The organism is Pseudonocardia sp. McavD-2-B (assembly GCF_024124365.1).
Lineage (GTDB): Bacteria > Actinomycetota > Actinomycetes > Mycobacteriales > Pseudonocardiaceae > Pseudonocardia > Pseudonocardia alni.
In genome coordinates, this window is record NZ_JAMXSG010000165.1 from 1 (window position 1) to 12605 (window position 12605).

Annotated in this window: 10 protein-coding genes; 3 read left to right on the forward strand and 7 right to left on the reverse strand. The window is 74.7% G+C overall.

Annotated features, from left to right (window positions below):
- A partial coding sequence (locus NH602_RS19985; protein WP_253068597.1) for a glutamate-cysteine ligase family protein occupies positions 1-920 on the reverse strand: 920 nt, incomplete at its 3' end.
- 182 nt (positions 921-1102) lie between these two features.
- Between NH602_RS19985 and NH602_RS19990 the strand changes: the two genes are divergently transcribed.
- Positions 1103-1270, forward strand: a complete 168-nt coding sequence (locus NH602_RS19990; RefSeq protein WP_179762406.1) for a hypothetical protein — start codon at positions 1103-1105, stop codon at positions 1268-1270.
- Between the two features lie 4 nt (positions 1271-1274).
- Positions 1275-2075 (forward strand): hypothetical protein, encoded by an 801-nt coding sequence (locus tag NH602_RS19995; RefSeq protein ID WP_179762405.1) that lies wholly within the window; start codon positions 1275-1277, stop codon positions 2073-2075.
- Here NH602_RS19995 and NH602_RS20000 read toward each other — a convergent pair.
- The 3 genes from NH602_RS20000 to NH602_RS20010 all read right to left on the reverse strand — a co-directional run bounded on the left by NH602_RS20000 (position 2058) and on the right by NH602_RS20010 (position 6452).
- Positions 2058-2843: a maleylpyruvate isomerase family mycothiol-dependent enzyme gene (locus tag NH602_RS20000; protein WP_253068598.1), complete on the reverse strand. Its 786-nt coding sequence runs from the start codon at positions 2841-2843 to the stop codon at positions 2058-2060. The two genes, NH602_RS19995 and NH602_RS20000, sit on opposite strands and share 18 nt — an antisense overlap.
- Complete coding sequence (locus tag NH602_RS20005) at positions 2840-3679, reverse strand: fumarylacetoacetate hydrolase family protein (protein ID WP_073574182.1); 840 nt, start codon at positions 3677-3679, stop codon at positions 2840-2842. Before NH602_RS20005 ends, NH602_RS20000 begins: the two co-directional genes overlap by 4 nt.
- A gap of 397 nt (positions 3680-4076) precedes the next feature.
- Positions 4077-6452 (reverse strand): xanthine dehydrogenase family protein molybdopterin-binding subunit, encoded by a 2376-nt coding sequence (locus NH602_RS20010; protein WP_100878069.1) that lies wholly within the window; start codon positions 6450-6452, stop codon positions 4077-4079.
- Between the two features lie 111 nt (positions 6453-6563).
- Here NH602_RS20010 and NH602_RS20015 point away from each other — a divergent pair, with 111 nt between their 5' ends.
- Positions 6564-8213, forward strand: coding sequence for a fumarate hydratase (locus NH602_RS20015; RefSeq protein ID WP_073574184.1), 1650 nt, complete (start codon positions 6564-6566; stop codon positions 8211-8213).
- A 166-nt stretch (positions 8214-8379) separates the two neighbouring features.
- Here the strand turns inward: NH602_RS20015 and NH602_RS20020 are convergent, their stop codons facing one another.
- The 3 genes from NH602_RS20020 to NH602_RS20030 all read right to left on the reverse strand — a co-directional run.
- On the reverse strand, positions 8380-11106 hold the full coding sequence (locus tag NH602_RS20020) for a bifunctional GNAT family N-acetyltransferase/acetate--CoA ligase family protein (RefSeq protein WP_073574185.1): 2727 nt from the start codon (positions 11104-11106) through the stop codon (positions 8380-8382).
- An 8-nt stretch (positions 11107-11114) separates the two neighbouring features.
- Positions 11115-12287, reverse strand: coding sequence for an acetoin utilization protein AcuC (locus tag NH602_RS20025; RefSeq protein ID WP_253068599.1), 1173 nt, complete (start codon positions 12285-12287; stop codon positions 11115-11117).
- Positions 12288-12321: 34 nt separating this feature from the next.
- On the reverse strand, positions 12322-12605 hold a 284-nt coding region (locus NH602_RS20030), incomplete at its 5' end, for a sulfurtransferase (protein WP_374210220.1).

The following is a 12605-nucleotide window of genomic DNA, read 5'->3' on the forward strand; positions in this document are numbered from 1 at the left end:
GCCGCCGCGTCCGGGGTCCGACGCCGGCCGGGCAGCGTGTCGTCGCGCAGCAGGCCGGTCAGCAGGCTCAGCAGCGCCGCGGGCAGGTCGGTGCCCACGCCGTCGGCGGGCTCCTCCCCCGCGACCGCCGGGACGGCGTCGAACGCCTTGAACTCGATCCGCCCCACCTCCCCGGGGATGCCCGCGTGCCGCACCAGGCTGGGGTCGGTCACCATCAGCGGGGCGTCGGGCGGCAGGTAGGCCAGCGCCGCCGGGCGCGCCCCGGTGCGACGCGCGGTGCGTGCCGACAGCCCGCCCCAGACACGGCCGTCGCGGAACGGTGAGGAGAACGACCACGGCACCAGGTAGGGGCTGTAGAAGGTCAGCTTCGCCGCCGCGTCGGCCAGCACGGCGGGGTCGGTGCCCGACTCGGGGAACGACAGGTTCAGGTCCGGCCCCCAGGTCACCATGTGCAGGTGCGAGGTCCGCTCCTCCGGCGAGGCCGCCATCAGCGCCCGCTCGTGGGCGTTCGGCGGCGGGTCCAGCCGGTAGGCCGACAGCTGCGGGTGGTGGGCGAACGCGACGGGGCGCAGTCCGTGCCGGGCGGCCACCGCAGCCAGGGTGACCGCGTCGGCGGCCAGCGCGTCGACGGCGGCCTCGACCGAGTCGTGCACGCGGGTCCGGATCTCGATGCCCTTGGGGTCGAACCGGAGCAGCCCGCCGTTCTCGTCGAGGCGCTCGTAGCCCTCGGCGTACCAGCGCTTGCGGCGGATGCCGGCGTCGCCGATCCGCAGGTCCGGCTGGTCCCCGGGCAGCTCCGGCAGCTCGTCCACGACCGCCGCGACCTGAGCGTGGGTCAGCGACCGGTGGTCGGCCACCGTCCCGTCGTCCCGCAGCAGCGCGAGCTCGTGCTCGAGCCCGTAGCGCGCCTCGCCCCGCATCGACCACCCCCGGTCCCCGTCCTGGCACAGGACGTTACCGAGGTCGGGCCCGGCGCCGGCTGTGATCCGTCCCGGCCTCCTCCTCACCCGTTCCGCCCTGGACAACCCCGCGCCGAACGGTCAGCCTGGTGACGGCGGCCACTCCACCAGGTGGCCGGGACCCGGAGCACACGGGAGGCGTCATGAGGCTGGGCCGCAAGATCTCCGAGGGATTCGCCGTGGACCACGAGGCCGACCGGGTGGCCGACGCCCAGGAGCGCCCGCGCCCGGCGCGCACCGTCGAGCCCGAGTTCACCGAGTGGACGCCGGCCGCCCCGCAGCCGGCGCACTCGGGGTCCCGCGAGGACTGACCGGGTGCGCGGGCTGTTCCGCCGGACCCCGCTGGAGTACCCGACCGGCCCGCTGGAGGGCCACAAGCTGGCGTTCCCGATGCTGTCCGCGGACGGCACGACGGCGGGCTTCAGCGGTGTGACGCTCGGGCGGGCGCACGTCTACCGCACCGTCGACGACGCGGTGTGTGCGCACGGTTGCCGGCACGCCTGCCCGTCGCGGTGGTGCGACTGCGGGTTCTACTGCTTCCACACCGCCGACGACGCCCGCGAGCTGGCGTGCGCGCCCGAGCACCAGGGCGCGATCCTGCTCGAGGTGGCCGTCTCCGGCCGGTTCCGTCGCTACGAGCTGGGCCTGCGCTACGCCCGGCAGCGGGTGCGCACGATCCGGATGCGGCCCTGCCGCTGCGGGGCGCGGGTCGCGGTGCTGGCCGACACCGGATCCGGGCAGCACGGCTGGCGCCGGCTGGAACCGGTGTGCCTGCGATGCGCCGGGGCGCGCCCGGTGCTGTCGGCGCAGCGCTTCGCCGAGCTGGCCGAGCTCACCCTGCTGCCCGACGACGTCGCGGCGGGCCCGCTGACCACGCCCGACGACGCGGCGGGGTTCGCCGAGCACCCCGACCCGCACGGCACCGAGGCCGACGACCTGATCGGCGACCCGGTCGCCGCGGCGGGCGCGGTCGCCGTGCTCACCGCGGAGATGGCGCTGCTGCAGGCCCGGCTCGACGAGATGGCCCGCCAGCTCGGCCGGGCCACCGCCCGCCTGGACGCGCTCGAGGGCCGCGACCTGCCCGCGGCGGAGCCGGGATCAGAGCCAGACCGGTAGCGGCGGCGGGAGCTTCCCGTCGGCGTCGCGCAGGCCCTTGTCGAACGGGCGGCCGAGCAGCCAGGCGATGATGTCGTGCGCCTTGCCGCGGACCGTGCCGAGGTCGCGCGGCTCGGCGCCGTCCGGCCCGGCGGGCCCCGGCCCGAACTCCAGCGTCGCGCCGGTGCGGACCTCCTCCAGGCGCACGTGCGGGCAGCCGGGCTTGCGCTCCAGCCGCGCGACCACGTCGGCGACCAGCACCTCCCGCATCGGGATCGGCAGGTCCTTGAACGAGGCGCCGACATCGAGGTCGACGGCGTGGATCCACACCTCGCGCGCCCGGTTCCAGGGCACCGCCGTCACCGGCATCTCGACGCCCTGCGGGTTGCGCACGGTCGCCGACCAGGCCTTCTCGGGCATCGCCCGGACCGCGTCGGCGAGCCGGTCGGAGGAGGCGACGACGTCGGCGCGGATCTCGTCGGAGCTGCGCCCGGCCCCGGCCTCGATGTCGGCGTCGCGGGACGCGGGATCGCGGTAGGCCGGGGTCTCGACGCCGGTCCGCGCCCAGGTCAGCAGGTTCACCATGGCGTCGGCGTTGCGGGCCAGGTGGGTGAGCACGTGCGCGCGGGTCCAGCCCGGCAGCGCCGACGGGGCGCGGAACGCCTCGCCCGCCATCCGGGTCATCAGCCCGCGCAGGTGGGCCTGGCCGTCGCCGGCCCAGGCCAGCGCGTCGCCCACCGGCGGCGGGACGACGGCGTGGCCGTCGCCGGGGGTGCGTGCGGGAGTCACCGCACCGCCCGGCACACGTTGCGGCACTCGCCGATCCCCTCCACCGCGGTGACGATCTCGGCGCCGTCGGTGAGGTAGCGCGGGGGCGTGCGCGCGTCGCCGACGCCGCCCGGGGTGCCGGTGGCGATGACGTCGCCCGGGTTGAGCGTGAGGATCTCCGACAGGTAGACGACCAGGTCCACCGCGCCGAACACGAGCTGGTCGGTCGTGGAGTCCTGCATGGTCTCCCCGGACAGCTCCGAGGAGATCCGCAGCGCGCCACCGGCGGCCGGGTCGGCGGGCAGCTCGTCGGGGGTGACCAGCACCGGCCCGAGCGGCGTCGAGTGCTCCCAGGTCTTGCCCTGCAGGAACTGCTTGGTACGCCGTTGGTAGTCGCGCATCGACACGTCGTTGAGCACGGTGTACCCGGCGATCGCGGCCGCGGCCGCCTCGCGGTCGGCGCGCCGGACCGAGCGACCGATGACGACGACGAGCTCGGCCTCGTAGTCCACCCGGTCGGACTGCTCGGGCAGCTCGATCTCGTCGTACGCGCCGATCAGGGCGGGCGCGTACTTGCCGAAGACCGTCGGGTACTCGGGCAGCTCGTTGCCCATCTCGAGCACGTGGTCGCGGTAGTTCAGCCCGATGCAGATGATCTTCTCGGGCGACGGCACCAGCGGCGCGTAGTCCAGGCCCGCGGTCTCGTGCACCGGGCCCGCCGCGCCCGCGGCGTGCTCGGCCCAGTCGGGGCGCTCCAGCAGCGCCCGCACGTCGGTCTCCCCCGTCTCGACGGCGGTGTCGCCGTCGACGCGCACCGCCCGGTGCCCGGTCGCGGTCCGGATCGTCGCGAGCCTCATCGTGCGGGTGCCTCCCGGTATCGGTTGCCGTCCGGCGGAGAGTCTGCGCCACCGGGGGCCCGCGGGACAGTCAGGGGGTGGGTTACCGCGCGTCCCGGCCGGTGGACGGGCCGAACTCACCCGTACGGCTGACACCGTCGACGGACCGCGACACACGTTCCGCCACCACGGCGACGGGGCGGCCCCGTCCGGGCATCCGCCCCGCCGGTGCGGCGCCACCCGTCCCGCCCGCAGGTGACCGCCCGCCCTCGCCGACCCGGCCTCGTGGCGGTCCGCAGCCACACCCGCTGTCCGGTGACCACACCCGTTGCAGCAGGTGTGGATGCCGGACAGCGGGTGTGGATCCGCCACGGCACTCCCACGGCCCGGCGGTGACCGACCCGGGCCGGCACCCGGGTCAGATCGCGGCGTCGTCCTCGGCGCCACCGCCGCGCACGGGCAGGTCGTCGAAGACCGCGGGCGGCTCCCGCCACGCCTGCTCCGGCGCCCCGGCGCGGGCCGCGGCGACCGCCCGCCACACCCGCTCGGGGGTGCAGGGCAGGTCGATGTGCCGCACACCCAGGTCCGACAGTGCATCGACCACGGCGTTCTGCACCGCGGGGGTCGACCCGATCGTCGCGGACTCGCCGATTCCCTTGGCGCCGAGCGAGTTCAGCGGGGTCGGGGTCTCGGTCGTCGCGGTCTCGAAGGAGAACAGGTCGGCCGCGGTCGGGATCGTGTACGCGGCGAGGCTGGAGGTCAGGGGCTGGCCCTCGTCGTCGAACAGGACCTCCTCGTGCAGCGCCTGGGCGACGCCCTGGGCGAGCCCGCCGTGCTGCTGGCCTTCGACGAGCAGCGGGTTCAGGATCCGCCCGCAGTCGTCGACGGCGACGTGCCGGCGCGGGGTGACCCGGCCGGTGTCGGTGTCGACCTCGACCACCGACAGGTGCGCCCCGAACGGGAAGGTCGCCCCGTCCTGCGCGGAGTCGAGCCCGACGTGCAGCTCCTCCCCCGTGGCGGCGGCCTGGCGGTGCACGTCGCTCCAGGTCGCGGTCGGGCCGCCGGGCACACCGGCGACGCCGAAGATGCCCTCGTCGGTGATCTCGACGTCCTCCGCGGCGGCCTCCAGCAGGTGCGCGGCGAGCTTGCGGGCCCGCTCGTACAGCTCGTGCGCGGCCTCGGACACCGCGGTCCCGCCGAGCTGCAGCGACCGTGAGCCGCCGGTCCCTGCGCCGCGCGGGACGAGCGCGGTGTCGGACTGGACGTAGCGGATCCGGTCCATCGGGATGCCGAGCCGGTCCGACACCAGCATCGCGAACGAGGTCGCGTGCCCCTGACCGTGCGCCGAGGTGCCGGCCGACACGGTCGCCGTGCCGTCGGCGTGCACGGTCACCGAGCCGTACTCGCCGCCCCCGCCCCCGGCGGTGACCTCGACATAGACCGCGATGCCGATGCCCAGACGCACCGGGTCGCCCGCCGCGCGGCGGCGGGCCTGTTCGGCGCGCAGCTCGTCGTAGCCGGCGATGCGCAGGGCCTCGCGCAGCGGCAGGTCGTAGTCGCCGACGTCGTAGCGGGCGCCGGTCGGGGTGGTGTACGGGAAGACGTCGGGCGCGAGCAGGTTGCGCCGGCGCAGCTCGACCGGGTCGATGCCCAGCTCGGCGGCGGCGACGTCGACCAGGCGCTCCAGGTGGGCGGCGGCCTCGGGGCGTCCCGCGCCGCGGAAGGCGCCCATCGGGGTGGTGTTGGTCAGCGCGGAGACGGCGTCGTAGCGCAGGTTCGTGATGTCGTAGACGCCGGTCGCCATGAGGTAGGTGGTGCGCAGCGGGAGCGCGCCGCCGAAGCCGGCGTAGGCCCCGGCGTCCCCGACGACCCGCACGCGCAGGCCGGTCATCCGGCCGTCGCGGGTGAGGCCGAGCTCGTAATAGCCGACCTGGCCGCGGCCGTGCGGCATCGAGACGAGGTTCTCCGAGCGGGTCTCGACCCAGGCCAGCGGCCGCCCCAGCGCCCGGGCGGCGGCGACGGTCGCGGTGTGCTCGGCGAGCACACCGGCCTTCGCGCCGAACCCGCCGCCGACGTGCGGGGCGATCACCCGGACCTGGTCGGTCTCCAGCCCGGCCAGTCCGGCGAGCTGGGTGCGGAAGCCGTGCGGCATCTGGGTGGAGACGTGCACGGTGAGCGGGAAGTCGGTGGTGGTGGGGTCGGCGACGATCGCGTTGCCCTCCATCGGGACGGCCGCGACGCGCTGGTTCACCATCCGCGCCCGAACGACGACCTCGGCGCCGTCGAGCGGGTCGCCGGTCCCCCGCTCGCCCGCGGCCAGGTTGCTGCCCTGGTCGGGGAACTGCAGCGGAGCGTCGTCGGCGAGCGCGGCCTCGATGTCGGTGACCGCGGGCAGCGGGTCGTAGCCGACCTCGACGAGCTCGGTGGCGTCGACGGCGGCGGCGCGGCTCTCGGCGACGACCAGCGCCACCGCCTCGCCGACGAACCGCACCCGGTCGGTCGCCAGCGGCGGGCGCGGCAGCGCCGGGTTGAGGACCATCAGGCCGTGGTGGGCGGGCAGGTCGAGGTCGGCCGCGGTGTACACGGCGAGGACGCCGGGCGCGGCCGCGGCCTCGGTGGTGTCGATACCGGTGAGCAGCGCGTGCGCCACCGGCGAGCGGACGAACGCCACGTGGGCCAGGCCCGCCGGTGCGTCGGCACCGTGGACCAGGTTGCCGACGAAGGTGCTCGCACCGGTGATCAGGTCGGCGTCCTCGACGCGGCGGACGGAGGTTCCCAGGATCGAGCCAGGCATGTGGCCCACACTACAACACTAACCGGAGGGTCGTCCGTTTAGTGCGCCTCACACGACGTCTGCGTCTCCGCCTGCGGTGCCCGCCCGGCGACGGCCGGTAGCGTCCCCGCCATGCCCGAGTTCCACCACACCGACGTGCTCCCGCTCGGCCCGGACGACACCGAGTACCGCGAGCTCGACCTGCCCGCGGGAACCGTGACCGAGGCCGCGGGCCGCACCTTTCTCGAGGTCCCGCCCGAGACGATCACCGGACTGGTCCGCGCGGCCGTCACCGATATCCAGCACCTGCTGCGACCCTCGCACCTGAAGCAGCTGCGCGCCATCATCGACGACCCCGAGGCGTCCGGCAACGACCGGTTCGTCGCCACCGACCTGCTGCGCAACGCCTGCGTGTCCGCGGGCGGGGTGCTGCCGATGTGTCAGGACACCGGCACCGCGATCGTCGTCGGCAAGAAGACCGAGACCGTGCTGACCGGCGGCGACGACGAGGCCGCGGTGTCGCGCGGGGTCTTCGAGGCCTACCAGGAGCTGAACCTGCGCTACAGCCAGATGGCGCCGATCAGCTTCTGGGACGAGAAGAACACCGGCACCAACCTGCCCGCGCAGGTCGAGCTGTACGCCAAGCCGGGCCGGGACCCGTACTACGAGTTCCTGGTCATGGCCAAGGGCGGCGGCTCGGCCAACAAGACCTTCCTCTACCAGGAGACGAAGGCACTGCTGAACCCGAAGCGGCTCGCGGCGTTCCTGGACGAGAAGCTGCGCAGCCTCGGTACCGCGGCCTGCCCGCCGTACCACCTGGCGATCGTCGTCGGCGGCATGTCGGCGGAGTTCAACCTGAAGGTCGCCAAGCTGGCCTCGGCCCGCTACCTGGACAACCTGCCGACCGAGGGCTCGCCGCTCGGGCACGCCATCCGCGACACCGACCTGGAGCAGCAGGTCCTGGAGCTGACCCGCAACTTCGGGATCGGCGCCCAGTTCGGCGGCAAGTACTTCTGCCACGACGTGCGCGTCATCCGGCTGCCCCGGCACGGCGCCTCGCTGCCGGTCGGCGTCGCGGTGTCCTGCTCGGCGGACCGCCAGGCCAAGGCGAAGATCACCCCGTCCGGGGTCTACCTGGAGCAGCTGGAGCGCGACCCGGCCCAGTACCTGCCCGAGGCCACCGACGCCGACCTGTCCGACGAGGTCGTGCGGGTCGACCTGAACCGGCCGATGGACGAGATCCGCGCCCAGCTGTCGCAGCTGCCGGTGAAGACCCGGCTGTCGCTGACCGGGCCGCTGGTCGTCGCCCGCGACATCGCGCACGCCAAGATCGCCGAGCGGCTCGACGCCGGCGAGCCGATGCCGCAGTACCTCAAGGACCACGCCGTCTACTACGCCGGACCGGCCAAGACCCCCGAGGGCTACGCCTCGGGCTCCTTCGGTCCGACGACGGCCGGTCGGATGGACTCCTACGTCCAGCAGTTCCAGGAGGCCGGCGGGTCCCTGGTGATGCTGGCGAAGGGGAACCGGTCGAAGCAGGTCGTGGACTCCTGCGCCGCGAACGGCGGCTTCTACCTGGGCTCCATCGGCGGCCCGGCCGCCCGCCTGGCCCAGGACTGCATCCGCAAGGTCGACGTGCTCGAGTACCCCGAGCTCGGCATGGAGGCGGTCTGGAAGATCGAGGTCGAGGACTTCCCGGCGTTCGTCGTGATGGACGACAAGGGCAACGACTTCTTCGCCGACACCAGCGCCCCGACCCTGCAGGTCACCTTCCGCACCTGACCGCTGCGACGCCCGCCCCCCGGGGGTGTGCCCGCGGCCCCCGTGCACGGCGCGCCGTGCACCCAGGGGAACCCTCGTAGCGCTCTAAGCCACGAAGGTTCCCCTGGGGGCCACCCGGCGGGTGCCCGGCGACGACACCGGGGGCTCCCGGGAGTGGGCGGGCGGGTCAGCGCAGGCGGCGGGGGCCCGCGTCACGGCGGTCGGGCACCGGGCCGATCGTCACCCGGGCCCCGGCCACGAACGCGCCCTGCGGCGAGGCCAGCACCGGGTCGAGGGCGAGCGAGCGGACCTGCGGCAGGTCCTCGACGAGCCGCCCGATCCGCAGCACGACGTCCTCCAGCGCGGCGAGGTCGACCGGGTCCGTGCCGCGGTAGCCGGTGAGCAGCGGCGCCGCGCGCGGGGCCCGCACCAGCCGGGCCGCGTCCTCGGTCGAGACCGGCAGGACCCGGTAGGCGCGGTCGTCGAGCAGCTCGGTCGCCATCCCGGACAGCCCGAACGCGACCAGCGACCCGAACGACGGGTCGTCGACGACCTCCACCGTGCACGACGTGCCCTTCGGGGCCATCCGCTGCACGTAGACCTCGTCGGACCCGGTCACCCGCGACAGCTCCGCGTGCGCGACGCGCAGGGCCTCCTCCGAGACCAGGTCCAGGCGCACCCCGACGAAGTCGCCGCGGTGCCGCCACTGGTCCGCGGTCGCCTTGATGACCACCGGGTAGCCGAGCTGCTCGGCGGCGGCGACGGCGTCGTCGGCGCCCTTGGCCCGGCGGAAGGTGATCACCTCCAGGCCGTAGCAGGCGAGCAGGTCGACGGCCTCGTCGTCGGTGAGGGTGTGCCGGCTGTCCGGCCCGAACGACGCGATGAGCTCCCGCGCGCGGTCGGCGTCGATGCCCTCGGGCACGACGAACTCCCCGACCGGGGTGTCACGCCACTGCGCGTAGCGGCTGACCCGGCCCAGCGCCGACGTGGCCCGCTCGGGGCTGGCGAAGCTCGGCACCGACCCGCGGCCGGGCGTGCCGTCGGCGCCGGGTACCGACAGCTCCGCCGGGATGCCCTCGGCGGCGAGGAACACCGCGATGACCGGGACCCCGGCACCGTCCGCGGCGTCGCGCAGGGCGTGCGCGTGGTCCCGGCCGGCCACCGCGACCGGCGGGACGAACACCGCGATGAGCGCGTCCGGGCGGGCGTCGCCGTCCAGGGTCGCGCGGACCGCGCCGGCGAACGCCTCCGGCGAGGCCTGGGTGCCGACGTCGACCGGGTCCCCCGCCAGCTCCAGGCCCTCGTCGAGCAGCCCGTCGAGGACCAGCAGGTTGACTGCGGTGGAGTTGCCGACGACCGCGACCCGGCGGCCCTTCGGCAGCGGCTGGTGGGCGATGAGCAGGGCGGTGTCGAACATCTGCGGCAGCGTCTGCACGCGGATGACGCCGGACTGCTCGAACAGCGCCTGCACGCTGGACTCGTCGATCGGCGCCCCGACCGAGGCCAGCGACGGCAGCGTCCCGGTGTGCCGGCCGGACTTCACCGCGATCACCGGCTTGGTGCGGGCCAGCCTGCGGGCGACCCGGGCGAACTTGCGCGGGTTGCCGAAGGTCTCCAGGTAGAGCAGCACCTGCTCGGTGCTGGGGTCGGTCTGCCAGTACTGCATCAGGTCGTTGCCGGACACGTCGGCGCGGTTGCCGGCCGACACGAACGACGACAGGCCCAGCCCGCGGGTGCGGGCGTTGGCGAGGATGGCGCTGCCGAGCGCGCCGGACTGGCAGAAGAACCCGGTGCGCCCGTACCCGGGCATCCACGGGGCGAGGGTCGCGTTGAGCCGCACCGACGGGTCGGGGTTGGCGACGCCGAGTGCGTTCGGCCCGACCACCCGCATCCCGTGCGCCCGCGCCTCGGCGACCAGCCTGCGCTCGGCGACGGTGCCGCCGTCGTCGCCGGCGTCGGCGAAGCCGGAGCTGATCACGACCAGCACCTTCACGCCCTTGGCCAGGCAGGAGTCCATGACCTCGTCGATGTTCGCGGCCGGGACGGCGACGACCGCGAGGTCCACCTCGTCCGGGATGTCGATCACCGACGGGTAGGCGCGCACGCCCCGCACCGAGCGGGCGTCGGGGTTGACCGGGTAGACGGGGCCGGTGAACCCGGCGCGCAGCAGGTTCAGCAGGACGGCGTGGCCGATCTTGGTCTCGTCCGCGGACGCACCGATCACCGCCACCGAGGTCGGGTGCAGCAGGTTCGCGACGCTGCGGGCCTCGGCGGCCTGCTCGCGCGAGTAGCGGACCGCGATCGACTTCTCGGTGGGGTCGATGTCGAACTCGAGGTGCAGGACACCCTCGGCGAAGGCTCGTGTGACGCCGTAGCCGGCCTCACGGAACACCCGCACCATGGCGTGGTTCTCCACCAGCACCTCGGCCTCGAACCGGGACAGCCCGTTCTCCCGGGCCGCGGCGGCGAGGTGCTCGAGCAGGATCGAGCCGAGGCCGCGGGACTGGTGGTCGTCGCGGACGACGAACGCGACCTCCGCGGAGGTGACCGGCTTGTCGGTGCCCGCTCCCTCCTGGGCGGCCGCCCCGCCGCCGGGGGTCAGCCCCTCGTAGCGGCCGACCGCGATGATCTCGTCGCCGAGCAGCGCCAGGAACGCGACCCGGGTCCGGTGGTCGACGACGGTGAACCGCTCCAGGTCCCGCGCCGAGATCCGCGGGTACGGGCCGAAGTAACGCAGGTAGCGGGTGCGGTCGGACAGCTTGGAGTGGAAGGCGAGCAGCGCGTCGGCGTCGCCGGGCAGGATCGGGCGCAGGTGCACGATCCCGCCGTCGGAGGCGACGACGTCGGCCTCCCAGTGCCGCGGGTAGGGGTGCCCGGGGGCGCCGGCCGGGGTCTCGTCGGTCTTCTCGGTCATGGTCGGTCTCAGTCCCGCGGGTCGTCGGGGTCGAGGCCGTGCAGCGGGAACACCGCACGACGGGTCTCCAGGATCGCCGAGTCGACGCGCTCGCCGAACGAGCCGCCCCACCGCTCGAACGCCGGGTCGGCCCCGTCGGACATCGAGACCGGCAGCGGCGAACGGGTCCGGGTCGCCGCGAGCGCGGTCCAGTCCGCGGGGATGGAGGTGTCCGGGTCCAGGTCGCGGTCCAGGGCGACGGCCATCAGGTGCGTCCACGAGCGCGGGACCACCCGGTAGAGCGCGTACCCGCCGCCGCCGAGCACCAGCCACTTGCCGCCTGCGGTGGTCTCGGCCATCTCGCGCAACGCGTGGTAGATGGCCCGGTGGCCGTCGACGGACAGCTCCAGGTTCGCCAGCGGGTCCTCGGAGTGGGTGTCCGCGCCGCACTCGGTGACCAGCACCTGCGGACGGAACGACTCCAGCAGCGACGGGACGACGCCGTGGAAGGCCCGCAGCCAGCCCGCGTCGCCGGTGCCGGGGGGCAGCGAGACGTTGACGGCGTAGCCCTCGCCGGCACCGCGGCCGATCTCCCCCGCCCAGCCGGTGCCCGGCCACAGCGTGAGCGGGTGCTGGTGCAGCGAGATCGTCAGCACCCGGGGGTCGTCGTAGAAGCAGTCCTGCACGCCGTCGCCGTGGTGGACGTCGACGTCGACGTAGGCGATGCGCTCGTAGCCCTGCTCCAGCAGCCAGGCGATCGCGACCGAACAGTCGTTGTAGACGCAGAAGCCCGCGGCGCGGTCACGCATCGCGTGGTGCAGCCCGCCCGCCATGTTCACCGCGCGGTCCGCGCGGCCCTCGGCGATCTCCCGGGCGGCGGCGACCGAGCCGCCCGCGATCAGCGCGGACGCCTCGTGCATGCCGAAGAAGATCGGGTTGTCGGCGGTGCCCAGCCCGTGGCCGACGCCGAACGGCGCCTCCGGCGCGGACTTCACCGCGGTCTGGAAGCCGGGGGTGTGCACCCGGGTCAGATCCATCTCGCCCGCCGGCTCCGGGACGACCGGGTCGACGCCGTCGAGCACCCCCAGCCCGCGGGACAGCTCCATCATCAGCTCCAGCCGCACCGGGTTGAGGGGGTGGTCGTCGGACAGCTGGTAGGTCAGGAACTCCGGAGTCCACACCACCGACGTGCGAGCGCTCATGGGCCGGAACCGTATGCCAGGCCGGCGGGCGCGGTCACTCCCGCGCGGCCCACGGCCGGTCCCCGGTCTCGGCCGGCCGGTCCGGGTCGGCGCTCCACTCCGACCACGACCCGGGGTACAGCGCGGCCGGGGCGTCCGGCGTGGTGAGGCCGGACTCCTCCAGCGCGAGCACCAGGGCGCAGGCGTTGACGCCGGACCCGCAGTAGGCGCCGGTCGCGACACCGGGTGCGACGCCGGCGGCGCGGAAGCGCTCGGCCAGCGTGCCGGCGGGCTGCCAGCGCCCGTCCGGGCCGGTGTTCGCCGCGGCCGGGGTGCTGC

Coding starts and splice junctions, on each gene's coding strand:
- NH602_RS19990 (WP_179762406.1), top strand. CDS start 1,103: ATGAGGCTGGGCCGCAAGATCTCCGAGGGATTCGCCGTGGACCACGAG.
- NH602_RS20005 (WP_073574182.1), bottom strand. CDS start 3,679: ATGAGGCTCGCGACGATCCGGACCGCGACCGGGCACCGGGCGGTGCGC.
- NH602_RS20010 (WP_100878069.1), bottom strand. CDS start 6,452: ATGCCTGGCTCGATCCTGGGAACCTCCGTCCGCCGCGTCGAGGACGCC.
- NH602_RS20015 (WP_073574184.1), top strand. CDS start 6,564: ATGCCCGAGTTCCACCACACCGACGTGCTCCCGCTCGGCCCGGACGAC.
- NH602_RS20020 (WP_073574185.1), bottom strand. CDS start 11,106: ATGACCGAGAAGACCGACGAGACCCCGGCCGGCGCCCCCGGGCACCCC.
- NH602_RS20025 (WP_253068599.1), bottom strand. CDS start 12,287: ATGAGCGCTCGCACGTCGGTGGTGTGGACTCCGGAGTTCCTGACCTAC.